Origin of the sequence: Paracidobacterium acidisoli (assembly GCF_003428625.2) — a bacterium.
Lineage (GTDB): Bacteria > Acidobacteriota > Terriglobia > Terriglobales > Acidobacteriaceae > Paracidobacterium > Paracidobacterium acidisoli.
In genome coordinates this window covers 579,084-602,912 of record NZ_QVQT02000001.1, presented here as the reverse complement: position 1 = coordinate 602,912, position 23,829 = coordinate 579,084, and the positions used below count along the sequence as shown (strand labels likewise).

The window sequence follows — 23,829 nt, the reverse complement described above, 5'->3', positions numbered from 1 at the left end:
TCGCGCCCGGCGGGAGACCTGCGTCTACTGCATCAGAGTGCAGCAGCGCAGATAAGGTTACAGCAGACCCGGCGCAAATTTCGCCCGCTGTACAAGAGATTTTTTTCGCATACTGAACAGATCCGAAAGGCGGTTGCAGCCGTTCTTGAGAAGGCGTACCTACCTTCAACCCGGTGTACGCAATTGACTGGTAGCTGGCGGAGCAGCCCCCTGCTGTTCCGCCCTTTTTTTGATTGCGCATCGCCACGCGCTGTCCGATTTCAGACAGTGTCCGCTTTTAAATCAGCGCAAACGCCACGAGCGTGTTGCCTGTAACATCTTCCGCTGCTTCCACCTGCCCGTTCAGCCGCGATTCGAGATCATCGCAGTCCAGATGCACTTCGCAGGCGGCAATCTCCGCGTCCGTTGCTCCCGTAAAGCACAGCTCGCACACGCCAATGCCCTCTGCGGTGCGAAGCGCCGGGCCAAAGACACGGCACGTGACCGGCCGCGCCGCATACAGATCGCATAATCCTGTCGCCGGATCGAGCGCCGCGCAGGGCTCGTCATTCGCAAAGTCCTCGAACTCTTCCGCACGCGCCTCGTCAAGAATGCCGGACTTCGCATCTCCTGGAAACGACGAGGTGTAACGCCTGACGAAATCCCGAGCGCGAAGCCGCACGGCGTTTGCCCGCTCCGAATCGGAGTGTTCAAGTTCGGACAGTCCCTGCCGCAGACGCGCCGCATCAAGCCGGCTGATGGCGAAGACGCCGACACAGCACTGCGTGCATCCGGGACGGCACTTCAGCCAGTGCCCGGCCCGGCGCGCCGCATCGGCTGCGGCCGCGTCCACAATCTGCACCAGCCGGCGGTCTTCTGAAGGAAGCATGTCTCCAAGGATAACGAAGCGGATCGCGGTGCGCAGAGGGCACAGGGAGTACATGAATAGGGCGTAATTTGCCGGCGCTATGCTTGCCTTACGGCCGGAAACGTTTCTCGTATCTGAATTCAGTCAGGGAGTTTACCGTTTGGATTTGCAGCGGATCGTCTGGAGAAGTCTTCTGATCCTGCTGGTGCTGATCTTTGCGCGGCAGTTTGCCTCAGCCCAGGATAACTACGAGATTCAGGTCTACGGCGCCGATACGGTCGCTCCGAAGAGCACGATGGTCGAGCTGCACAGCAACTTCACCGCGGATGGCTCAAAGCCTCTGCCCGGCTCGATCTATGCGGCCGACCGGCTCTATCCCACGAACCATGCCGAGCATGAAACCATCGAAATTACCAACGGCATCAACAACTGGTCAGAGGTGGGCTTCTACATCTTTACCAGCGAGCGCAGCGGCCAGGGGTTGCAGTGGGTGGGCGATCACATCCGTCCGCGCGTGCGCGCTCCTGACAGCTGGCACTGGCCGGTGGGCGCAAGCCTCTCGATCGAGTTCGGCTACCAGCGGCGCGTCTTTGCGACCGATACCTGGACGCTGGAGATTCGCCCCATCGTCGACAAGCAGATCGGGCGCTGGTATCTGGCATTCAATCCGGCGCTCGACCGGTCCTTTCACGGGCAGAGCGTAAACCAGGGCGTGACCTTCGCGCCGAATGCCAAGGTCAGCTACGACTTCAACAAGTACATCTCCGGCGGCCTTGAGTATTATGCGGATTACGGAAAGCTCTTCGATCCCGACACGCTGCACAATCAGCAGCAGCAGTTTTTTCCGGCGATCGACCTGAATGTTTCGCCGAAGTGGGAGATCAACTTCGGCGTGGGCGTCGGTCCCACCGCGGGTACCGATCACTTCATCGTCAAAGGGATTCTGGGACGCCGCTTCGACTGGACGCACCATCGCGCCGGCAGCTCCGACAGCATGTGAGGATGACAGGATGAATCGCCGCCGTTTCCTTCAGCTTGCCGGAGCCGCGCTGGCCGCGGACCGTTTTGCCGTGCCCGCAGTTGCGGCAGATCGTCCTGCCGTAGACGTGGCCAATGCGCCTGCCGATCTTCATCTTGAGATTGCGCCGCTGGCGCTGGAGATCGCTCCCGGCAAAGTGGTGCATACCGTCGCCTACAACGGCCGCGTGCCTGGGCCGCTGATTCGCTGGCCCGAGGGCAAGCCCATCGCTGTCGACGTGACCAATCGCAGCGATTCGCCGGAGATCGTGCACTGGCATGGCCAGTGGCTTACATCGCAGATGGACGGCGCCATGGAAGAGGGCTCGCCGATGATCGCTGCCGGCGCGACGCTGCGCTATGCGTTCACGCCGCAGCCGGCCGGCTTCCGCTGGTATCACACGCATACCTATGCCGGACACGATCTGAAGAAGGGTCTGTACAGCGGCCAGTTCGGCTGCTTTTATGTCGAGCCGCGGGAGAATCCGGGCGCATACGATCAGGAGATCTTTCTTACCCTGCACGACTGGAACGCATACATGGGCGGAGGCGCGGACGCATCGATGGATGCGGCCTACGACTACTCCACCATCAATGACCGCATGCTCGGCCACGGCGATCCGATCCGCGTGCGCGCGGGCCAGCGCGTGCTGTTTCACGTGCTGAATGCCAGCGCCACGGTGACACACTGGCTTGCGCTCGCGGGGCATGCGTGCACGGTGATTGCAGCGGACGGCAATGCTGTGCCGCGTCCGGCAACGATGCCCGCGGTGCGTCTTGCTCCCGCCGAGCGGCTGGATATTCTTGTCACGATGAACCGCCCCGGCGTCTGGATCTTCGGCGAGACGCGCAGCGAAATCCGCAAAGCCGGCATGGGCATCGTCATCGAGTACGAAGGGCAGCAGGGCGTGCCGCGCTGGATCGAGCCTCCGGAGACCGAGTGGGACTATCGGCGCTTTGCCATGCCTTCCGCGTCCTCAGTGACTCCCGACGAGCGCATCCCGCTTCTCTTCGAGTCGAAGTTTGAGGGTCACGGTGAATTCGACGCGTGGACGATCAACGGCAAATCGTGGCCGAAGACGGATGCGGTGACGCTCGTGACCGGCAAACGCTACCGTCTGGTGATGACGAACAAGAGCACCGACGACCACCCGGTGCACCTGCATCGTCACACCTTCGAAGTGGCCGGTCTCGGCGGCAAACCGCTCTCAGGACTGCGCAAGGATGTGGTAGTGGTCGATGCCAATACGACGGCAGAGATCGACTTCACGGCCTCGCATCCGGGGCCGACGCTCTTTCATTGCCATCAGCAGACGCACATGGATTTCGGATTCATGATGTTATTTCGTTATGCCTGAAAACCGGACGACCGGCGAGCTGATTTCAATTCATCCCACAGACCGCGTCTTTGTGCTCACCGGCGCGGGCGTGAGCGCGGAGAGCGGCATTCCCACCTTTCGCGACAATGGCGGACTCTGGCATGGCTATCGCGTGGAAGAGGTGGCAACGCCCGAGGCGTGGGAAGAAGACGCGGAACGCGTGTGGCACTTTTACAGCATGCGCCGCCGCGATGCTCAGGCCGCACAGCCGAATCCCGCGCATCGCGCTCTCGCGGAGCTGGAGCATGCGATCGGCGATCGCTTTTTTCTCTGCACGCAGAACGTCGACAACCTGCATGAGCGTGCCGGTTCGGAGCGGCTGCTGCACATGCACGGCGAGCTCTTCCGCTCGCGCTGCGAGTTTCACGATCCGGTGCAGGGATCGGCAGGGTTCTCCTGCGCGCAGCCTCCCTTTGCCGACGAAACGCTGTACGAGTCCGCAGCGTCCTTTGCCCGCTGCGCCTGCGGCGGACGCATCCGCCCGCATATCGTCTGGTTCGGCGAGGTTCCGCTGGAGATGGACCGCATCACCGCGGAGATCGACCGCTGCACCGTGATGCTGGTCGTCGGCACGTCGGGGAATGTCTATCCCGCCGCAAATTTCGTTCACTGGGCGGCGAGGCGCAACACGGCTGCACCGGGCAGCGTGCGAGCGTATTACATCGGCCCGGAGGCTCCGCTGAACGCTCCCGCATTCACGCGGGTGGTATTGGGCAAGGCCGGCGAGGTGCTGCCGGGAATCTTTCGTCTGACAGAGTAGCCCGGTCCGTCCGGCTGTTTCCGGCTCGGATTGCGCCCGTCGCATCGCAGTGCTTTTCACGCCGGTTTCGTTTCATCTTTATTCGTTGTGGTTTATTACCGTGGATTTTCCGGTGCTGCAGTCCTCCACAGGCCGTCTCGGATAAACTGCGAGCGCCGCATTTTGTTGTGAGTAAAGGTGTACTGCGGGCACGCATCTGCCGGAGAGATCAGAATGATTGCGCAGACGGAAATCAATGCTTTTATGACGCTGGTGCGCCGCGACAATACCGGAAATACCGGCTGGACACGCAGCCGCAGCTCTCTGCGTCACACGCTCAGCGCGATTGAGGCTTACAATCGCACGCCTACCCTGGCGAACTTCAATTACATCGAAACCTGCATCGGGCAGATTCCCGGGGCGAAGCAGACGCAGTATGCAGCCGCTCTGGCGCGGCTTCAGACCACGCTGCAGGCTGAGAAGATCATTGCGCAGGATCATGAGCTGCTGGAGCGCCTGTCGGAAAATACCTTTCGTGTAAATTCAGGCCTCAGCGAGTACACCAAATCCTTCGGCGAGCTCTTCACCGGAAAGCTGCGTGATCTGGGCCGGGGCGATATCTGGCTCGATGGAGGGTCAGGCGAAGCGAAGGCCATGATCGAGTATCTGGAAGGTGGCGGCCGCGGCTCATGCGTCGCCACCGGATATGAAATTCCTTCTCAGGCCCGGGTCGCAGTACGTGATGCGGAGGAGGAGTATGAGGGGCAGTTTCATTACGTCCGGGGAAAATATTTTTCCGACATCACGGACAGAGAGCTTGGCGCGGGAGATGGAGAGTTCGATCTGATTACCGATCTGAACGGCGTGCTGTATTACACCAAGACCTTTGAAGAGGATCTGACGCGCTATCTCCAGCTTCTGAAGGTAGGAGGATTGCTCTTCTGTACCGCCGTTCACATCGAGATCGCGATGGAGCATGCGGAGGGTCATGATGCGCGGCGTACTACGGCCTTTGCCCGCTGGGCCAGCAACATCAAAGGTGTGACCATGAAAGTGTATAAAAAGACCGGCGCCTGCATTTTCGAGAAAACCTCGTTGAAGATCAAGCTCCCCGAGCTGGCCGTCGATCTTTACGAAACCCGCGCTTCGCAGAACGATCCTCTTCGCCGCTACACCTGCAATCACACTCTGCCCAAGGAAGTCGAGTTTTTGTAGAGATCGCCCGCTTGCCAATTCCGGCATCTGCTCGGTAGTGTAGAGAGTTTTGTCGAGCAGGAGGTCCGATGCCGCTCTCCGGTCTGCAGTATCAGTCGGGTTTTGGAAACGAGTTCGCCACCGAAGCTGTGGCCGGTGCGCTGCCGCACGGACAGAACGCGCCGCAGCGATCGCCGCTCAGCCTGTATACCGAGCAGATCAGCGGATCGCCCTTTACCGCGCCGCGCCCGGTGAACCGGCGCACCTGGACGTATCGCATTCGCCCCTCTGTGACGCACAGGCCCTTCGAGGAGATTCCCGCGAAGCTGATGCGCAGCGGCCCGTTTACCGAAGCGCCCACGCCGCCCAACCAGATGCGCTGGGACCCCATCCCCATTCCCTCTGAGCCGGCCGATTTCATCGACGGCATCGTGACCCTCGGCGGCGGCGGCGATCCGGCGCTGCAGACCGGCGTGGGCATTCATGTTTATGCCTGCAACGCTTCCATGCGCAACCGCTGTTTTTATAACGCTGACGGCGAGATGCTGATCGTTCCGCAGGACGGCGCGCTCACGCTGCACACGGAGCTCGGCGTTCTGGTCGCTGCGCCGGGGGAAATCGTCGTGATTCCGCGCGGCATAAAGATGCGCGTGGAGATCGACACGCCATACGCTCGCGGATACATCTGCGAAAATTATGGCCTGCCGTTTCGCCTGCCTGATCTGGGGCCGATCGGCGCGAACGGGCTGGCCAATGCGCGAGACTTTCTTGCGCCCGTTGCCGCGTATGAAGACCGCGACGGGGGCTTTCGCATCATAGGAAAATTTCTCGGCAGACTCTGGTCAGCGGAGATCGACCACTCACCGCTCGATGTCGTCGCCTGGCACGGCAACTATGCGCCGTACAAATACGATCTGAAGAGCTTCAACTGCATCAACTCGGTCAGCTTCGATCATCCCGATCCCTCGATCTACACCGTGCTGACTGCGCCTTCCGCCGTTGCCGGCACCGCCAACGTGGACTTTGTGATCTTTCCGCCGCGCTGGCTCGTCGCCGAGCATACCTTCCGCCCGCCGTGGTTTCACCGCAACATGATGAATGAGTTCATGGGGCTTATCTTCGGCCAGTACGACGCCAAGGCCGAAGGCTTTGTGCCAGGCGGCGCCAGCCTGCACAACTGCATGTCCGGCCACGGGCCCGATGCGGAGACATGGGAGCGGGCCAGCCACGCCGAGCTGAAGCCGCAGTATCTGAGCGATACGCTGGCTTTTATGTTCGAGACTCAGCTCGCCGTGCGTCCCACGAAATTCGCGCTCGAAACCAAAATCCTGCAGCATGAATACTACGAGTGCTGGCAGGGGCTGAAAAAGCACTTTAAAGCGCCGCAATAATTTGCAACCGATGCAGATACAAATAAGCTGGGTGGACTCCGCCAACGATCCCTCCACGGATTTTCCGCTGGAGAATCTGCCCTTCGGTGTCTTTCGCGCCGAAGCTGGACCGCGCATCGGTGTGGCCATCGGCGACTGCGTTCTCGATCTGCGCGCCGCCGCCGGTGCAGGCCTGCTGGATGGTCTGCCGCCGCGGCTGACCGATGCCTGCCGGGCTCCGGTGCTCAATCCGCTCATGGAGCAGGGGCGCGCCGCCGCTTCCGCGCTGCGCCGCCGTCTCACGGAGCTTCTTGCAGAGAAAAGCCGCGACCGGGCGAAGATCGAGCCGCTGCTTCTGCCGCAGAGCGGCATCGAGATGCTGCTGCCCGCGTCCATCGGCGACTATACGGACTTTTACGCATCCATTCACCACGCGACGAACGTGGGCCGCCTCTTTCGCGCCGACGATCCGCTGCTGCCGAATTACAAACATCTGCCCATCGGCTATCACGGTCGCGCCTCGTCGATCGTGGTCAGCGGAACGCCGGTGCAGCGTCCGCATGGCCAGAGAAAGTCTGCCGACTGTGATGCTCCGGTCGATGGTCTAGTCTTTGGGCCCACCTCCATGCTCGACTACGAGCTGGAGGCCGGTTTCTTTATCGGCGCGGGCAATGTGCTTGGCGAGCCGGTTCCTCTTGCGCAGGCGGAAGATCATATCTTCGGCTTCTGCCTGCTGAACGACTGGTCGGCACGGGATATGCAGTCATGGGAGTATCAGCCGCTCGGCCCGTTTCTTGCGAAGAGCTTCGCCACGACGATCTCGCCCTGGGTGGTCACTCTCGACGCGCTTCAGCCCTTCCGTCTCCCACCGGCTCCCAGGCCCAAAGGCGATCCCGAGCCGCTGCCATATCTTGTGGCAGCAGGGAACCAGGTCTCCGGCGCGATCGATCTTCATCTCGAAGTCTTTCTGCAGACGGAGAGGATGCGAAGAGAAGGGCACACCGGAGTGCGTCTCAGCCGCAGCCATCTCCGCGACCTTTACTGGACGCCTGCGCAGATGCTCGCGCACCACACCAGCAACGGGTGCAATCTGCGCTCCGGCGACCTGCTCGCAACCGGAACCGTCTCGGGGCCGGAGCCCGAGGCGCTCGGCAGCCTGCTTGAGATTACACGCCGCGGCGCGGAGCCGCTGCAGCTTCCCGATGGCGAAAGCCGCGCATTTCTCGAAGATGGAGATGAGGTGATTCTGCGCGGCTGGTGCGAGCGCGAAGGCCTTCGCCGCATCGGCTTCGGCGAGTGCCGCGGGCGGATTCTGCCCGCCCGCTGAAGAAGTGCAGAGGCGTCAGACGGCGACGCTGCTGCGCAATGTTTCGAGGCGCTTCATCACATCGCGAACGGATGCTTCCGCTGTGGTGAAGGTGACGAATTCGCGGTCGGCTACGCCGCCCATGGGAATCCCCGGCTTGCGATAATTCATTCCGCTTTCGACCGGCTCATCCAGCGCGATGTGCAGCTCCTGCGCTCCGGTGCCGCGGGCGATATCGAGAATATTCGCGAGAGTGATGCCGCAGCCCGGCATTACGCGGATGCGGTCTCCGGCCTGCTCTGTCATGCTGCGCACCACGGGGATGGCATCAGCGACGGAGGATTTTCCGCCTGAGGTCAGCACGCGTGCCGCACCGGCCGCGATGACGGCCTCCAGCGCCTCCGGCAAATCGCGCGTGACATCGATGGCGCGATGAAAGGTCACGGGCAGCGGCGCGGCGAGCGCGGCCAGCACCCGCGTGCGCTTCACATCGACTGTGCCGTCGGGCTTCAGCAGACCCAGAACGATGCCGTCGGCGCCGAGCTCTTTTGCCATAGTGATATCGTGCCGCATCGCGTCGAACTCGGCATCGGAGTAAAGAAAATCGCCGCCGCGTGGACGGACCATCACGCTGATTCCGATGGTCAGGCGTTCGCGTGCGGCGCGAATGGTTCCTGCGCTGGGCGTGGTGCCGCCCTCCAGCAGATTGGCGCACAGCTCCACGCGCTGCGCGCCGCCGCGCTCGGCAGCCACGGCGGATTCGACCGACTCCAGACAGATTTCAAGCAGAGGAAGAGAAGACATGCTTCTATTTTGCCCGTTTAAACTCCACGCAGTCGCGTCCGGAGCAGAGGCGGTATGTTCCCGGCGCCGCAGTGGGAAGAATCAGCAGCGGGCGAGGCCGCTTCATCTGATCGTCGTGCGTCGATGGGGTGGTGAGCAGATCGTGCGCACCCACATCCATCACATTGAACCTGTTGCCCGTGAGGAATCCCACACCGTAGATGCCGGCCGGCAGCGGATGGCCGCCGATGCTCAGCGGCGCTTCGGTGATGAAGTATGCCTGATACTTTTCTTTCACGCCGCTCGAATAACCGGAGTTATCCACGAGCGTTACAAGCGTGTAGAGATTGTCGGCATAATGCACGCCGCCGGAGTTGCGCAGCTGCGTCGAGGCCGATTGCCCGGCGAAGAAGACCGCATCGGGCAGCAGCTTCGTTGTTTCCATGACCGACAGAATCGTTCCGGATGAAGACTGTGCAGACAGCGGCAGCACGCTGGCAAACAGCGCGGCGAGAAGGACGAAAAGCACGGTACGGCGGCGCAGCATCTCTTGCATAGGTTTTTTCCCCGTTCAGAACAACGCCTCGCAGTATACAGCTTCGCGGCAGCGCGGGCGCTCAGGAGGCGGACGCAGAATCATTGCAAAGCGGGAAGATGCCCCGGCATCGTCTCGTTCTTCCGCGCGAAGTAAAACTGTGCAGCGAAGGGCAGAGCTTACGTTTCCGAAGCGGCCCTTCCGTGCCTGCTTCCGCTGAGAATGAAGAGCAGAATCATCGCCAGCGCCGCAAGCGGCACAGCGAAGGCCGTTCGCAGAGAGCCTGTGCCGGTGGAGACCAGGCCCATGGTCCACGGCAGAATGGCGCCACCGCATCCGCATGCGGCAAAGACCCATCCCACGTGCCGGGATGAGCCGGAGCGGGCGAACAGGCGCGATGTCAGCAGCGGAAAGACAGGGCCGCAGCCGAGCCCGGCCACGGCGACCGCGACAAAGACGACCGCTGTGCCGTGACGCAGCAGCAACAGAAGCGTTCCGGCGGCAGCGAGCATGGTTGCGGGCAGCAGAATGGCGGCTTCGGAGACCTTCCGCAGCAGCTCGGAGGCGATTCCGCGGCTGGCGACCAGCATCAGCCAGAAGGTCAGCGCGGCAAGGCTGGCGCGCGCAGCGGGGATGCCGAGAAACCGGTGCGAGTATTCGGTGATCCAGCCGCCAATGCTGTTTTCTGTGCCGACGTACAAAAACAGAATGACGGCGAAGATCAGAAAGAAGTAAATCGGCGGCTCAGCCTGTTTGCCGGTCTGATGCTGCTCTGCATCGGCCGATACGTTCGGCTCCGCTTCCTTCATGCGTAGCAAAGGAAGTAAGCGGACGCTGACGAATGCCAGCATGACTGCAAGGAACAACAGAAGCGGGCGCATCTGCTGCAGGCGCTCGGCTAACCCGATCAGTGGAGGGCAGACGACGGCTCCCACGGCCCAGAAAAAATTCGCGCGGGTCAGCAGTCTGCCGCGCCGGTCTGCGTCCGTCGAACCGACAAGCAGATTGGTCGCTGTAAGCGACAGGCCCAGCCCCATGCCGAGCAACGCAAAGGCAGCGATCGCGACGGCGTAGCCGGCAAAGGCCAGTGTCGCCATCCCCGCTGCCACCAGTGCATAGCCGGCCACGAGGCTGAGGCGTACGCGCCAGGGCGTGACGATGGAAGTCAGCGTCGTTCCGAAAAACTGCGCGGCGAAGAGCAGGCCCGCCTGAGAGTCGGCGATGTGCCACCGCTCGCTCATGCCCGGAAGCGCCGGCCCCAGCAGAACGGTCACAAGACCGGTGAGCGCGAATCCGCCAAACATGGTGACGAGGGGAAGATCCATGGGCCGGGAACGATCTGCAGTCACAGAAATCGGCGCCTCTCCTCTGTCGCTTCGCCGTGCGGGCGTCTTCCGGTGCAGGGCTTCGGCTCCGCCTGTGCCGGAGAAGCAGCAATCGCGCGCCCTCTACCTTTGCCGCATGCGTTTGACATTCGGCGGTATCGTCGATTCGCGAATGATGAGCTCGGGAACAATGGCAATCTGCTCCGGATAATCCTTCTGCCCGCGCAGCCGCTGCAACAGAATGCGCGTCGCGGTATTGCCCATGCTGTTCAGCGGCTGACGGATCGTGGTCAGGCTGGGATTGTGATACGCCGCGCCCTGAATGTCATCGAAGCCGACGATCGAAATATCCTCCGGCACGCGCAGGCCGTGATCGCGCAGTGCGCGAATTGCGCCGATAGCCGCGATATCGTTGAACGAAACCAGCGCGGTGAACGAACGCTTATGGTTCAGCAGTTGCTGAATCACCGGGTAGCCGAGCTCCGGCGAGGAGACGTTCACTTCGAGGCGAATCACCAGATCCGGATGCACCTCCAGCTCCAGCTCCTTTGCCACCGCCATCAGGCTCTTCCACCGGTCGTCGGAGTCGGAGCTGAAGGTCTGCCCGCGCATGAACGCGATCTGCCGGTGACCGAGCTGCCACAGATGGCGCAGAGCGAGCTCTGCGGCGCGGCGGTGATCGAGAACGATGTTGGTGACGCCTTCGATCTTTCTGTGGCCTGCAACCGCTACGACCGGCAGCGGCAGAGCATGCTGCAGCGCCGTGTCGATCGCGATAAAGCCCTCGACCGAGCGGTCCATCAGCATGCGCGGATACTCCTCGATCAGGTCCGCCTTGCGGCGATGGCTGGCAGTGAAATAAAAGTAACCTTCCTCGATCAGCACTTCCTCGATGCCGTTCATCACCAGCACGGAATAGCCGTCGCTCAGCTCGGGAACCAGCACGCCGATCGAAAAGCTCTGCCGACGGCGCAGTGAGCGCGCATAGAAACTGGGACGGTAGTCGAATTTTTTTGCCGCCGCCAAAACGCGATCCCGCGTCTCCTGCGGAATCGATCGCACTCCGGGCGCGTTGTTCAGCACCAGGGAGATAGTCGCGGGAGAGAGATCGAGGTAGTCGCCCAGCGTTTTGAGACTAATCGGACGGCCGGGAAGGAAGATATCCTTCCCGCTGCTATCCCTCGCAGAATCTTTGCGCTTAGCTGGCATAGCCCGATCTTCCGGTGGAGGCAGTGCGGAGATACCAGGTCATCCGGACCGGTATCCACTTTATAACCAGGGTTGATAATTCGGATTTCTTCATAGCATTGGGTATACCGGGCTGCTGCTAAAACGGTTTTTCTCTCTGAAAAAACCACTTGACAATCCAAAACTCCGTGTTGCTAAATGACAACCGCAGTCCGAAATGACTGCGCGTGTTACCTAATCAAACGTTTTAGCGAAGCACCTATAAAAAGCTTCGTATAACTGGTTTTTCTTCAGATGCTTTGCGGCAGAAAACGCCGCATCTGCACTATGCCGGATCGACAGAGGATCTGGCAACTGCGCGGTCTTTTTGCCGCGCGGAAAGCTTTGTCGCAGCAGGTATCCCGGAAAGAGGATTCCGCATGCGGTGGAAGCGGTAAGTAGTTTTTTAAGGAGACGCATTTGATCAGTACAGCCTTAGGGAGTTCCCTCCTTTTGTGCTGTGTTCCGCTTCGCCGTCAGGCGAAGCTGGCATACAGTGGCATCGCCGGAGTTGTTTCCCGCGGTACTTCCTTCCTGTCTCACTTCCCCGGGACAGGGTATGCGGCTCGTTTCCCAAATCACATTGTATTTCGGCAGCTTCGTGCCCCTGGCATGAGCTGTTCGATCGAACCACCGGCGATTGTGGCGGAAGCTGTTTGTTGATTCCGGCGACGTCAACCGGCATGCGCTGTTCGTTCCGCATTTCGTTCATGTACCGGACAAATTGCGAGTGAGGAAGGCTCAGGCCGGCAAAGGTGGGACAAAGTTGTTCTTTCTAAGGAGAGGCTCTATGAGACTTGCCAGATACGCATTTGGCGCGATCCTGGTCGCTCTGTTGTGCCTGACCGGCACGATGGCCCGAGCGCAGGAGAACGCGGAACTGTCAGGCGCGGTCAGCGATCCCACCGGCGCCGTGGTGCCCGGTGCAAAGGTGACGCTCACCAACCCCAGCACGGGCGAGGCCCGTACCGCGTTGACCAATAACGCCGGCCTTTATGATTTTCCGGCGCTGCACATCGGTTCCTATGATCTTCAGGTCGCAGCCCCGGGCTTTGAAAACTACACCAAAACCGGCATCGTGATGAACGTGGCGGCGACGGTGCGCGAAGACGTAACCCTGACCGTGGGCGCTGCCGGCACCACCGTGACCGTTCAGGCCGAAGCGCTGCACCTGCAATCGGAGACTAACGAAGTCAGCACGCTGATCACCGGCCAGCAGATGACCGACCTTGCGACCAACGGCCGCAACATGGTGTCGCTCACGACGCTGGGCACGGGTGTTTCCGCGATGCTGCCATCATTCAACGGGGTTACGGCGCAGGGCAGCACTTTCAGCATCAGCTTTAACGGCATGCGTCCGGGCCATAACAACTGGCTGATCGACGGCGGCGAAGTGTACGACCGCGGCAGCGGCGGCAAAGTCGATGTGATGCCTTCACCGGATGTGCTGGCTGAATTCCAGACACTGGACAGCAACTACGCACCGGACTACGGCATCTCCTCCGGCGGCACGGTCACCATGGTGCTCAAGTCCGGCTCGCATGATTTTCACGGCGGCCTCTGGGAGTTCAACCGTAACGACGCCTTCGACGCGAACGCCTACTTTACGAACCTGAACCACCAGGCAACACCGGAACTACGTCTCAACATCTTCGGCGGCGAGATCGGTGGTCCGGTCTGGATTCCTCACGTCTACAACAGCGACCGCAAAAAGACCTTCTTCTTCTGGAGCGAAGAGTGGCGCAAGTACATTCAGGGTGCGAACCCGACTGTGACCAGCACCGTTCCGGCCGGTGATTTCCCGGTCTCCGGGACAGATCTTGCCTATTCGGCATATAACGACAAGCCATTTTCACCGTCACAGATCGGAACGATTTGTAATGCAGATGTGGCTGCGCCGCCCTGCGTTCCGAAAGAGTTCGCTCCCAACGGCACGAGATTAGTGAATCACGACCAGATAATGAAGTTCGAAAATATGGGGCTTACCCCTGGAGAACCTTTTCCAGGCAATCTAATTAACAACAAATTCATTGATTCGAATGCAATTCTCTTCATGGGAACCGGTGCGATTCCAAAACCGAATTCAGGAATCGCCTCGTATATCGCATCGCCCAAGCAGCCTACCTACGTGCGTGAGGACGTTGTCCGCATCGACCATAACATCAACGAAAAAATGCACTTGATGGGCCACTGGATTCACGATCAGATGTCGCAGACCTACTATCCGGATATGTGGGGCAACGACAGTTATGTAACCACCGGAGACGTCTTTGCCAACCCGTCATGGGGCTCGGTCATCAAGCTGACGCAGGCACTGTCACCCACTCTGCTGAATGAAACCGCTCTTAATGTGAACGGCAACACGATCGGTATTACCCCGACCGGTATCTATCAGCAGCCTTCCGGCTGGTCACAGCAGGGCTTTTTCCCGGGGGCTAACAATACGGATACCCGCATGCCCTCGATCGACCTCGGTGCGCCGCTCGGCACCAACTGGACGATCAATTACTGGCCCTGGCATAACTCTTTCCTGAATTATCAGCTTCGCGATGATGTTTCGTGGAATAAGGGAAAGCACGCCTTCAAGTTTGGCTTCTCTTATATGCGCGACGACAAAAACCAGCAGCAGCAGGCGGATACGCAGGGAGACTATACCTTCGGCACCGATTACACCGGCGATTCTTATCTGAACTTCCTGCTTGGATTTGCAGACAAGTTTCAGCAGCTTCAGATACTGGATACAGACCACTGGCTGAACAATACTTATTCCTTCTACGGAATGGATAACTGGCACGTCACGCCTCGTCTGACGCTGAACCTCGGCGTGCGTTACGACGGTCTGCCGCACGTGTACGAGAAATTCAATCGCACGGCCAACTTTGTTCCTTCAACCTATAATTCAGCCGACACAGCGGCTCTGGATCCCAGCGGTGCCATACTTGCCACCAGCCCTGGGCTCGGTAATCCAACCAATGCTCCGCAACCGTTCTATCTGAATGGCATACAGCTTCCCGGCAAGAACGGGTTCGATCGCGGGCTCGTGAAAAACTCTTACAACACGATCCAGCCTCGCATTGGCTTTGCGCTTGACCTTTTCGGAACAGGCAAAACGGTCGTTCGCGGCGGCTTCGGAATGTTCTTCGAGCGTGTTCAGGGCAATGATGTATACGGCTCCGACACAAACCCGCCGTATGCCTATCAGCCCACGTCGAATGCCATATATTTCTCGAACCCGAGCACAAGCCTTGCAACCGGCGCGGCGGCCGCAACGCCGATCCTGCCGGCAAGTATCAATGCTCTTGCGTATTACTACCCGAATCCGGGAACGGTGCAGTACAGCCTCGGTGTCCAGCACCAGCTGGCTCCTTCGGTGGTCGCTCTGTTCCAGTACGTGGGTACGAGCGGCTGGAACCAGGACGATCAGCGTCAGATCAACACGCTGCCGCTGACCAATGGCACCTCTACTCCATATGCTGACCGTCAGGCTGTGCAGGGCGGCGCGAATGCCAACCTGTATCGAATCTTCCGCGGCTTTGCGAGCATTCAGACGGATGAGAATGCCACAAATTTCAGCTACAACTCGCTGCAGACCGCTTTGCGTATGGAAAACAAGCATGGCCTGACACTGCAGCTCTCCTATACCTGGTCGCATGAGATCGATATCCGCAGCGACGACCTCAACGGCACGGTATCGAACCCCTTCGATCTGAGATATGACCGTGGATCAGGCACGCTTGATCGGCGCAATATCTTCAGTGCCAATTATGTCTATAAGGTGCCGTTCTTTATGCATGCAAGCAATGCATTTGAGCACACCTTCCTCGGTGGATGGGAGCTCTCCGGTGTCACGACGGCACAGTCCGGCGTGCCCCAGACCATTACCTACAACGGATCGGACACACTGGGTCTGGGCGGTGGAACCACCAACCGTCCGAATCTGGTCGCAGGGGTTTCAGGACCGAAGACGCAGAAAGCATGGTTTAACACGGCTGCGTATGCAGATCCTGTCGCCCCCTGGTCCGGCGGTCCGAACAACGGTTTTGGAAACGCCGGCAAGGATAACGTTGTCGGTCCTGGTCTCTTCAACTGGAATGTCAGCGTCTTCAAATCCTTCGCGCTGACCTCCCATGAAGGGCCGCGGATCGAGATTCGCGTTGAATCCTTCAACACCTTCAACCATACCCAGTTTCAGAATCTGGATCTGGCAAGCCACGATGCCAACTTCGGGCAGGTTACGAGCGCTTACGATGCGCGTACTCTGCAGTTCGGTGGAAAGTTCCTCTTCTAAACGCAGCGCAAACCAGCAGCGCGGTGGGTGTATCCTGCCGCGCTGTTTTCTTTTTGCTTTGGCTTCGGGCCGGCACGATCTTCAGGTACATTGCATGTTGGGTGCGGCACCCGCCAAACAACCCGTCATCGCCGCGCCGCAGGGATCTGCTTCATGAGCCGAGCCAGGGCGATCTGTATTCCCGTTCTCTTCTGTCTGTTCCTGCTCATCCCGGGGCTTCCTCTGCAGCCATCTGATAACGCCGCAGCGCAGACACCAACCGACGTTCAGCGCTCCGGCGGTCAGAACCAGGCCGGACTTCGTCCAGATCTTCGTCCAGGATATGCCGGAGACGCTGCCTGCGCTTCCTGCCATAGAGACCAGAGTCTGTCTTATCTGCATACCGCGCACCACCTCACTTCGCAGCTGCCGAATGCCGAATCCCTTCCCGGATCGTTCACGCCCGGCTCGAATGTTCTGACCATCGTCGATGCTGCGAGCAGTGCGAATCATGAGGGTCTGTACTTCACGATGGAAAAGAAGGACGACGGCTATTACGAAACGGCGACCGGCATCTTCACTTCCGGCACAAAGACGCGCAGCGAGAAGATCGGCATCGTGACCGGTTCGGGAGTGCGCGGGCAGACCTATCTGTACTGGAGAGGCGACGAGTTGTTTGAGCTGCCGATCAGCTACTGGACGAACGGGCACCAGTGGATCAACAGTCCCGGATACAGGGACGGATCTGCCGATTACTCGCGGCCCATTTTGCAGGGCTGTCTGGAGTGCCATGCATCCTATATTCGCGCTCTGACGCCCAGCCTCTGGACCAATCGCTTCGATCCGGCGAGCTTCGAGCCGGGCATTTCCTGCGAGAGCTGCCATGGTCCGGGCGTCGAGCATATTCGGCGCGAGGTCGCGGGCTCGGCGCGCAGGGAAGGGCCGGCGATTCTCAACCCGGCGAAGTTTTCCCGCGATCGCCAGGTCGATCTGTGCTCTCTGTGTCACAGCGGCCTGGCGCGCAACGAGCTCGCGCCGGCATTTTCCTATGTGCCTGGGCAGCCCCTCGACCGTTACTTCCAGCAACTGGCGGCTCCGGCGGCGGAGCACCCGGATGTGCACGGCAATCAGGCGGGCCTGCTGAAGCGAAGCAAATGTTATCTCTCGTCGCCCGGCATGACCTGTTCCACCTGTCATGACGAGCATGCGCCGGAGCGGGCTGCCGCATCCTACTCCAGCCGGTGCCTGACCTGCCACCAATGGAAGAGCTGCCGCATGTCCACAAAGCTGGGGCACAAAATTACGGACAACTGTATCGACTGCCATATGCCTCTCGAGCCGACCGCGGCTATCGCGTCAGAGACCGCCGGCAGAGTGGTTCGCGGGATCATGCGAAACCACTGGATACGCGTGTATTCCGGAACGGAGCATCCATGATGGACAGGGCTTCGTCCGCTGCCTTAAAAGATCTCCGGATGGCCGCTTGCCACGGATTCGTCGACGCATCTACCGTAGGCAGTAAAGCCATCCATCCGCCGAAGGGGAGGAATACGTGAGGTTGTTTTGCCGGGCAGGGCTGCTCCTGTCGTTTGTGTGGATGGCTGCCGGTCTTTCTTTCCTTCATGCTCAGGGTCCGGCTCGGAATCAGGCGCAGAGCCGTGAGAGCCTGCAGGCGCTGCAGCTGGAGCAGCAGGGGCGCTTTGCCGAAGCGGAGCAGGCGTGGCAGCAGATCACTGTGCAGAATCCGCGCAGCGTGCAGGCCTGGGCGCAGCTGGGACTGGTTCGCGCGCGTCTCGAGGAGTATCCCTCTGCGATCCCGGCCTACGAACACGCTCTGAAGCTCGATCCGAAGCTGCCGGGCCTGCAGCTCGATCTGGGACTGGCTTACTTCAAAACCGGGAAATTCCGCGAAGCCGTCCTTCCTCTTCGGGCCGCCGCTACTGAAAAGCCGGATGATGCCGGTCTGAAGACTCTGCTGGGCATGAGCTATTTCGGATCGGCGCAGTACCGCGAGGCGGTTCCTTATCTGCAGGCGTCGGTGAAGGCGTCGCCGGAGAATCTGCAGCTCCGCGGCGTGCTGGCGCAGAGCTGCCTTTATGACAAGCAGTACGACTGTACGCTCGAACAATATAAGCAGATCATCACCGTCGACCCTGATTCGGTGCAGGCGCACATGCTCGCCGGCGAGGCGTTTGACGGCCTTCACCGCACCCTCGAAGCCATCTCCGAGTTCGAGCAGGCGGTAAAGGCCTCGCCCAAAGAGCCGAATGTCCACTTTGGCCTGGGATACCTTCTCTGGACCCAGCGTCATTATGAGGAGGCGGCGCAGCAGTTCCAGCAGGAGCTGGAGAACGATCCGACGCATGCCCAGGCGATGGCCTACCTTGGGGATGCGCAGATCAGGCTCGGCGAGAATGACGCCGCCCGCGCCACTCTCGAAAAGGCTGTGAAGCTTCCGGACACGGTTCGCATCGTCTGGCTTGATCTCGGCATTCTTCATGCCGCCGATCAGCAGAACGACGAAGCTGTGGCCGATTTCCTTCACGCCATCGAGATGGATCCGAGCGAGGTGGACGCGCACTGGCGTCTGGCGCGCCTTTATCAGTCGATGGGCAAAAAGGCCGAAGCTCAGGCCGAATTTGCGAAGGCCAGAAAGCTGCACGAGGAGACAGATGAAGGGCTGGTTCGCCGGATGAGCGGCGGCCACGCCGCGCCTCCTCCCCAGCCGCAGCAGTAAAGACCCCCCGTCCAAACGACCGCGCCTCTCAGTGCCGGACCTGTCCGTAACCGTGGGTCTGTCCATAAACGGACACCGCATTCCGCAAATGGCCAGGGCAGGCCCTTTCTCTGCCGGGAACCTGGATGCAATCCTGTGCGTACTCAATACTTTGCGGCGTGTCAGATTTGGCTCGCCGTTTGCAACAGGAGACAGCGATGGATATCTCCCGGCCTGATATTAAGAAGAAGAAGCTTCGCCGCCAGATCGTGATCGGCGTTGTCGCGGTGCTGGTGGTGGCTGCCGCCGCCGCCGCGGTTCTGCGGCTCAAGCCCGCCGCCCCCAGCGTTGACTCGAGCACCATCTGGCCCGACACGGTCAGGCGCGGCCCGCTGGTCGTGCAGGTGCGCGGCCTGGGAACGCTGGTTCCGCGCGAAGACAGTATCGAGCTCATTCCTGCGCAGACCGATGCGACCGTCGTGCGCATTCGCGTGCTGCCGGGCACAAAGGTGACGCCGGATACGATCCTGATGGATCTGACCGATCCGCAGCTTGAGCAGGAGCTGCTCAGCGCGCAGCTTGCGCTGAAGGGCGCGGAGGCCGATTACAAGAGCCTGCAGGCCACGCTGCAAAGCACGCTGATGGACAAGAAGGCGGCAGATGCCGCCGTCACCGCCAATTACACCCAGGACCAGTTGCAGGCACAGACCAATAAGCAGCTCTATGATCTAGGCGTGATCTCCGGTCTCGTGTACAGCCAGTCCAAGAGCACGGCCGAGCAGTTGACCACCCAGCACCAGATCAGCCAGCAGCAGCTTGACGTGAATCAGAGGGCGATCGAGGTGCAGCTTGCCTCGCAGCAGGCCAAGATCGATCAGGCCAAGGCGCAGCTTGCACTCTATGAGAAGCAGTCGCAGGCGCTGCAGGTGCGAGCCGGCATCTCCGGAGCGCTGGCGCCGCTGACCACGCCGGTGCAGGTGGGCCAGCACGTCACGGCGGGAACCTCCGTGGCCGAGGTGATCCAGCTCGACAAGCTGAAGGCCGCTCTGCAGATCGCCGAGACCCAGGCGCACGATATTCAGCTTGGCCAGCCGGCGGAGGTTGACACCCACAACGGCATCGTTCCCGGACATGTGACCAGAATTGATCCCGCGGTTGTGAACGGAACGCGCACCGTTGACGTAACACTGGATGGACCCTTGCCTCCCGGAGCGGTGCCGCAGCTGAGTGTGGATGGAACGGTCGATCAGGAGCGGCTGCAGAATGTTCTGTATGTCGGGCGTCCGGCCTTCGGAAATCCGGACAGCACGATCAGCCTCTTCCGGATCGATCCGGACGGAAAAACTGCGACCCGTGTGCAGGTGAAGGTGGGCAAGGCGTCGGTAACGCAGATTCAGATTCTGGACGGCCTGAAGGAAGGCGACCGCGTCATCCTTTCGGACATGTCGCGATATGACAACACGGACAAGGTTCGGCTCGACTGAACAGCGGCCGCACCGAAGTGAGGAGCAGAGAGCATGGTCGACAATGCACAGCCACTGATCGAAATTGAAGGCCTCACCAAGGTCTTCTACACCGACGAGATCGAAACACACGCGCTTTCCGGGATTCACCTGACCATCAATAAAGGAGAGTACGTCGCGATGTCGGGCCCGTCGGGCTGCGGCAAATCGACGCTGCTCTCGATCATCGGCCTGCTCGATACCCCGACCGGCGGACGCTATCAGCTCAACGGCCATCCGGTCGAGAACCTGAACTTCTCGCAGCGCTCGCGCATCCGCAATCAGGAGATCGGCTTCATCTTCCAGAGCTTCAACCTGATCGGCGATCTCACCGTGTATGAGAATGTCGAGCTGCCGCTGACCTACCGCAGCGGCATGACGGCTGCCGAACGCCGCCGCCGCGTGCAGGAGTCGCTCGAGCGGGTCAGCATGGCGCACCGCATGAAGCACTATCCCTCACAGCTCTCCGGCGGTCAGCAGCAGCGTGTGGCCGTGGCCCGCGCCCTGGCCGGATCGCCCTCGATCCTGCTGGCCGACGAGCCGACCGGTAACCTCGATTCGCGCAACGGCGAAGCTGTCATGGAGCTGCTGCAGAATCTGCACCGCGACGGCGCGACCATCTGCATGGTGACGCACGATCCCCGCTTTGCGCGGCACGCCGAGCGCAATGTCCACCTCTTCGACGGCAAAGTGGTCGCCGAGGGCGAGGAGATGGCCCAGGTTCTCGAAGCCCGCTAAGGGGACTGGTCGTCCGGACATACGCGCTTTGCGCCATTCCTGCTCTCTCGCGTTGCCTGGTATCGAACAGGGTGGGAAAAACGGGAAACAGCGGTCAGGACTGACGGAGGAGCGCAGCCTCTTCCGCCCGCGCGGAAGACTGTGCACCGGCAGCATCAGGAAGCAGGAAAAAGGCGATGATTCAGTTACGAAGCGTCGAACGCAGCTACAAAACGGGAGCGGGACAGACCTGGGTGCTGCGCCGCATTCACCTGGATATCCGTGATGGAGACTTTCTCACCATCATGGGTCCGTCGGGGGCGGGGAAGTCGTCGCTGCTGAATGTGCTGGCTCTGCTCGACGATCAGTGGCTCGGCGAGTACTGGTTCAAAGACGAAGCCGTGCACCGCATGAACCGTAAACAGCGCGCCGAGCTGGCCAAGCGCAATGTCGGCATGGTCTTTCAGAGCTATCACCTGCTCGACGACCTGACCGTGCAGGAGAATATCGACCTGCCGCTCTCCTATAAAAATATGCCGCGCTCCGAGCGTCAGGGCCTGGTCGCCGATACGCTCGACCGCTTCAACATCGTCGGCAAGAAGGATCTCTACCCCTCGCAGCTCTCCGGCGGACAACAGCAGCTTGTCGGCATTGCCCGCGCCGTCATCCACAAGCCGCTGCTGCTGCTCGCCGACGAGCCCACCGGCAATCTGCATTCCTCTCAGGCAAAGGAGATCATGGAGTTGTTCCGCGAACTCAACCAGCAGGGCACGACCATTGTTCAGGTGACTCACTCCGACACGAATGCCGCCTACAGCAGCCGTGTCATCGAGGTTCGCGACGGCTGGATGGTCAGCGATACGGCCAATCCGGAGCTCAGCGTCGGGCCGGAGGTGAGTGCATCGTGAGCTCCTTCCGTATCCATGAGCGCCTCTGCGCCGCGGTCCTTTGCGGATTGCTTGCCCCGTATGGTTTTGGACAGACGCAGCAGCCTGCGAACAATACTCCTTCCCCCAGCGCGCCGGCTCCGGAGCAGACGCAGACGGCTCCCACCATCGCGCAGCAGGCCCAGCAGGAGCAGCAGTTCTCTCTGGGAGCGCATCAGCAGTTTCAGATCGCTTTGCCCCATTCGCGCAATCCGTTTGCGGCGTATATGCCCAGCACCGTGCCGCCGCTGGATCTGACGAATTCGCCGCGTCTGCAGGGTCTGATACGGGACGGAAAGCTTTACCTTTCGCTGCGCGATGCCATTGCGCTGGCGCTTGAGAACAATCTCGACCTCGCCTACTTCCGCTACAACCTGCCCATCGCCCAGACCGATCTGCTGCGCACCAAAGCCGGCGGCGCCGCCAACGGTGTCAACACCAGCATTGCGCAGGGCACGCAGGGCGGTTTCAGCTCTTCGGGAACCGGCAGCGGCGGCGGCTCGAGCAGCGGCGTGACCGCGGCCGGCGCCGGAGGCCTCGTCACCTCGACCCTCGGCAATGGCGCGCCTATCAATTCCTTCGATCCGCAGCTCTCCGTGCAGGGCTTCGTCGATCACACCACGCTGACCCAGGTGAATACGATTCAGTACGGCGTGCCGATTCTGAAGCAGAACACCATCGAGCTGGCCTCCAGCTACTCGCAGGCCTTCTCGCTCGGCACCAGCTTCAATGTGACCGACTACGGCGTTCGCCAGACCACGAACAGCATCTACAACATCCTCAGCCCGGAGCTCACGACCAACTTCAACCTCACCATCAATCAGCCGCTGCTGCAGGGCTTCGGCCTCGGCACCAACGAGCGCTTCATGCACATCGCCAAAAAGAACATTCAGCTCACCGATCTCGGCTTCAAGGCGCAGGTGATCGCCACCATCACCCAGGTGGAGAACATCTACTGGGATCTCGTGAACGCTTATCAGGACGCCCAGATCAAGGAGCGCTCGCTGGCCTACGCCAACGAGACGCTCTCCGACGATCAGAAACAGTTTCAGTTACAGAATGTTCCGGCCATGCAGGTGATGAAGGATCAGGCTGCCGTCGCCACCAGCGAAGGCGACCTGACCGTCGCCCGGGCCACGCTCCGGCTCAACGAGCTGCTCATCAAGAACGCGCTCACCAAGACCATCGAAGATCCTGCCCTCGCGGAGATGCCGGTCGTTCCGCTCGACCTTACCGGCGCTTCCGATCCCAATGCCGACAAGCCGGTCAACGTGCTTATTACGGACGCGGAGAAGAATCGCCCCGACGTCTCCGAAGACCAGATCGCCATGCAGATTGCGCAGGACAACCTGAGGACGATCAAGAACGAGCTGCTGCCGCGCCTTTCACTCTACGGGCAGTTTATCGGTGCCGGCTTCGGCGGCCAGCTCAACCCGGTCTGCGCGCTGAATACGGAGTGCACCACGACCCTCCCCTCGGGTTTTTCCGGAGCCTTCCAGAATACTTTTAACTACTCCTCGCCCGAGTATCAGGTCGGCTTCTCGCTGAACGTGACTCTGCGCAACCGCGTCGCCAAGGCCGACCAGTTCCGCGCCGTGCTCGACTACCGCCAGAAGGAGCTGACCTTCGAGCAGCAGAAGAAGAGCATTCTGCTCGATGTCCGCAACTCGCAGTACGCGCTGCAGCAGGCGCAGGCCCGTGTTACCGCGGCGGAGCAGGCCCGCGATCTTGCCCAGAAGACCTTCGACATCTCCAAACAGGAGCAGAAGCTCGGAGCCATGTCCAGCTACGACACGCTGACCTCCGAGCAGGCCCTCGCCATTGCGGAGTCCGCTGTCTTTGTCGCGCAGAGCGCCTTTGAGAAGGCCAAGGTCGACATCGACCGCGCCACGGGCGAGACGCTCGACCGCATGGGCATCTCCATCGACGACGCAAAATCGGGCGTCGTAACGCATCTTCAACCGTAGAATTCGAGGTAT

Annotated in this window: 19 protein-coding genes; 13 read left to right on the top strand and 6 right to left on the bottom strand. The window is 60.6% G+C overall.

Annotated elements, in window-relative coordinates; translation table 11 throughout:
- Positions 1–277 precede the first annotated feature (277 nt).
- Complete coding sequence (locus D0Y96_RS02565; protein WP_117298018.1) at positions 278–868, bottom strand: YkgJ family cysteine cluster protein; 591 nt, start codon at positions 866–868, stop codon at positions 278–280.
- 139 nt (positions 869–1,007) lie between these two features.
- Here D0Y96_RS02565 and D0Y96_RS02560 point away from each other — a divergent pair, with 139 nt between their 5' ends.
- The 6 genes from D0Y96_RS02560 (at position 1,008) to fahA (ending at position 7,873) form a co-directional block, all read left to right on the top strand.
- Positions 1,008–1,847 carry a hypothetical protein gene (locus D0Y96_RS02560; RefSeq protein ID WP_252263389.1) on the top strand — a complete coding sequence of 280 codons (840 nt, stop codon included), beginning with the start codon at positions 1,008–1,010 and terminating at the stop codon, positions 1,845–1,847.
- 10 nt (positions 1,848–1,857) lie between these two features.
- Positions 1,858–3,222, top strand: a complete 1,365-nt coding sequence (locus D0Y96_RS02555; protein ID WP_117297752.1) for a multicopper oxidase family protein — start codon at positions 1,858–1,860, stop codon at positions 3,220–3,222.
- A complete protein-coding gene (locus D0Y96_RS02550; protein ID WP_117297751.1) occupies positions 3,215–4,003 on the top strand; it encodes an SIR2 family NAD-dependent protein deacylase in 789 nt (262 codons plus the stop codon). The genes D0Y96_RS02555 and D0Y96_RS02550 overlap by 8 nt, the downstream gene beginning before the upstream one ends.
- Positions 4,004–4,216: 213 nt before the next feature.
- On the top strand, positions 4,217–5,197 hold the full coding sequence (locus D0Y96_RS02545; protein ID WP_117297750.1) for a class I SAM-dependent methyltransferase: 981 nt from the start codon (positions 4,217–4,219) through the stop codon (positions 5,195–5,197).
- Positions 5,198–5,265: 68 nt separating this feature from the next.
- Positions 5,266–6,567, top strand: a complete 1,302-nt coding sequence (gene hmgA, locus D0Y96_RS02540; RefSeq protein WP_117297749.1) for a homogentisate 1,2-dioxygenase — start codon at positions 5,266–5,268, stop codon at positions 6,565–6,567.
- 10 nt (positions 6,568–6,577) lie between these two features.
- Positions 6,578–7,873, top strand: coding sequence for a fumarylacetoacetase (gene fahA, locus D0Y96_RS02535; RefSeq protein ID WP_117297748.1), 1,296 nt, complete (start codon positions 6,578–6,580; stop codon positions 7,871–7,873).
- Positions 7,874–7,888: 15 nt separating this feature from the next.
- Here the strand turns inward: fahA and D0Y96_RS02530 are convergent, their stop codons facing one another.
- From D0Y96_RS02530 to D0Y96_RS02510, 5 genes are all read right to left on the bottom strand, one after another.
- Entirely contained in the window at positions 7,889–8,656 is a 768-nt protein-coding gene (locus D0Y96_RS02530) for a copper homeostasis protein CutC (protein ID WP_117297747.1), read from the bottom strand.
- Between the two features lie 4 nt (positions 8,657–8,660).
- The gene (locus D0Y96_RS02525; protein ID WP_252263388.1) at positions 8,661–9,191 is read right to left on the bottom strand and encodes a hypothetical protein; all 531 of its coding nucleotides are present in this window, start codon (positions 9,189–9,191) and stop codon (positions 8,661–8,663) included.
- A 158-nt stretch (positions 9,192–9,349) separates the two neighbouring features.
- Entirely contained in the window at positions 9,350–10,495 is a 1,146-nt protein-coding gene (locus D0Y96_RS02520; protein ID WP_117297746.1) for an MFS transporter, read from the bottom strand.
- Positions 10,496–10,618: 123 nt separating this feature from the next.
- Positions 10,619–11,704 (bottom strand): LacI family DNA-binding transcriptional regulator, encoded by a 1,086-nt coding sequence (locus tag D0Y96_RS02515; protein WP_117297745.1) that lies wholly within the window; start codon positions 11,702–11,704, stop codon positions 10,619–10,621.
- Between the two features lie 213 nt (positions 11,705–11,917).
- Complete coding sequence (locus D0Y96_RS02510) at positions 11,918–12,142, bottom strand: hypothetical protein (protein ID WP_147324892.1); 225 nt, start codon at positions 12,140–12,142, stop codon at positions 11,918–11,920.
- A gap of 370 nt (positions 12,143–12,512) precedes the next feature.
- Here D0Y96_RS02510 and D0Y96_RS02505 point away from each other — a divergent pair, with 370 nt between their 5' ends.
- The 7 genes from D0Y96_RS02505 (at position 12,513) to D0Y96_RS02475 (ending at position 23,817) form a co-directional block, all read left to right on the top strand.
- On the top strand, positions 12,513–16,010 hold the full coding sequence (locus tag D0Y96_RS02505) for a carboxypeptidase-like regulatory domain-containing protein (RefSeq protein WP_117297744.1): 3,498 nt from the start codon (positions 12,513–12,515) through the stop codon (positions 16,008–16,010).
- A 153-nt stretch (positions 16,011–16,163) separates the two neighbouring features.
- Positions 16,164–17,426 carry a multiheme c-type cytochrome gene (locus D0Y96_RS02500; protein WP_117297743.1) on the top strand — a complete coding sequence of 421 codons (1,263 nt, stop codon included), beginning with the start codon at positions 16,164–16,166 and terminating at the stop codon, positions 17,424–17,426.
- A 115-nt stretch (positions 17,427–17,541) separates the two neighbouring features.
- On the top strand, positions 17,542–18,726 hold the full coding sequence (locus D0Y96_RS02495; protein ID WP_147324891.1) for a tetratricopeptide repeat protein: 1,185 nt from the start codon (positions 17,542–17,544) through the stop codon (positions 18,724–18,726).
- A gap of 197 nt (positions 18,727–18,923) precedes the next feature.
- Positions 18,924–20,189 (top strand): efflux RND transporter periplasmic adaptor subunit, encoded by a 1,266-nt coding sequence (locus D0Y96_RS02490; protein WP_117297741.1) that lies wholly within the window; start codon positions 18,924–18,926, stop codon positions 20,187–20,189.
- Positions 20,190–20,222: 33 nt separating this feature from the next.
- The gene (locus D0Y96_RS02485) at positions 20,223–20,945 is read left to right on the top strand and encodes an ABC transporter ATP-binding protein (RefSeq protein WP_117297740.1); all 723 of its coding nucleotides are present in this window, start codon (positions 20,223–20,225) and stop codon (positions 20,943–20,945) included.
- Between the two features lie 176 nt (positions 20,946–21,121).
- Positions 21,122–21,832: an ABC transporter ATP-binding protein gene (locus D0Y96_RS02480; RefSeq protein WP_117297739.1), complete on the top strand. Its 711-nt coding sequence runs from the start codon at positions 21,122–21,124 to the stop codon at positions 21,830–21,832.
- Positions 21,829–23,817, top strand: a complete 1,989-nt coding sequence (locus tag D0Y96_RS02475) for a TolC family protein (protein WP_350448951.1) — start codon at positions 21,829–21,831, stop codon at positions 23,815–23,817. Before D0Y96_RS02480 ends, D0Y96_RS02475 begins: the two co-directional genes overlap by 4 nt.
- Positions 23,818–23,829: the final 12 nt, after the last annotated feature.

Excerpts from the sequence above, each read along its gene's own strand:
- D0Y96_RS02565 (WP_117298018.1), bottom strand. The coding sequence starts at position 868 with ATGCTTCCTTCAGAAGACCGCCGGCTGGTGCAGATTGTGGACGCGGCC.
- D0Y96_RS02555 (WP_117297752.1), top strand. The coding sequence starts at position 1,858 with ATGAATCGCCGCCGTTTCCTTCAGCTTGCCGGAGCCGCGCTGGCCGCG.
- D0Y96_RS02550 (WP_117297751.1), top strand. The coding sequence starts at position 3,215 with ATGCCTGAAAACCGGACGACCGGCGAGCTGATTTCAATTCATCCCACA.
- D0Y96_RS02545 (WP_117297750.1), top strand. The coding sequence starts at position 4,217 with ATGATTGCGCAGACGGAAATCAATGCTTTTATGACGCTGGTGCGCCGC.
- hmgA (WP_117297749.1), top strand. The coding sequence starts at position 5,266 with ATGCCGCTCTCCGGTCTGCAGTATCAGTCGGGTTTTGGAAACGAGTTC.
- fahA (WP_117297748.1), top strand. The coding sequence starts at position 6,578 with ATGCAGATACAAATAAGCTGGGTGGACTCCGCCAACGATCCCTCCACG.
- D0Y96_RS02530 (WP_117297747.1), bottom strand. The coding sequence starts at position 8,656 with ATGTCTTCTCTTCCTCTGCTTGAAATCTGTCTGGAGTCGGTCGAATCC.
- D0Y96_RS02525 (WP_252263388.1), bottom strand. The coding sequence starts at position 9,191 with ATGCAAGAGATGCTGCGCCGCCGTACCGTGCTTTTCGTCCTTCTCGCC.
- D0Y96_RS02520 (WP_117297746.1), bottom strand. The coding sequence starts at position 10,495 with ATGGATCTTCCCCTCGTCACCATGTTTGGCGGATTCGCGCTCACCGGT.
- D0Y96_RS02515 (WP_117297745.1), bottom strand. The coding sequence starts at position 11,704 with ATGCCAGCTAAGCGCAAAGATTCTGCGAGGGATAGCAGCGGGAAGGAT.
- D0Y96_RS02510 (WP_147324892.1), bottom strand. The coding sequence starts at position 12,142 with ATGCGTCTCCTTAAAAAACTACTTACCGCTTCCACCGCATGCGGAATC.
- D0Y96_RS02505 (WP_117297744.1), top strand. The coding sequence starts at position 12,513 with ATGAGACTTGCCAGATACGCATTTGGCGCGATCCTGGTCGCTCTGTTG.
- D0Y96_RS02500 (WP_117297743.1), top strand. The coding sequence starts at position 16,164 with ATGAGCCGAGCCAGGGCGATCTGTATTCCCGTTCTCTTCTGTCTGTTC.
- D0Y96_RS02490 (WP_117297741.1), top strand. The coding sequence starts at position 18,924 with ATGGATATCTCCCGGCCTGATATTAAGAAGAAGAAGCTTCGCCGCCAG.
- D0Y96_RS02485 (WP_117297740.1), top strand. The coding sequence starts at position 20,223 with ATGGTCGACAATGCACAGCCACTGATCGAAATTGAAGGCCTCACCAAG.
- D0Y96_RS02480 (WP_117297739.1), top strand. The coding sequence starts at position 21,122 with ATGATTCAGTTACGAAGCGTCGAACGCAGCTACAAAACGGGAGCGGGA.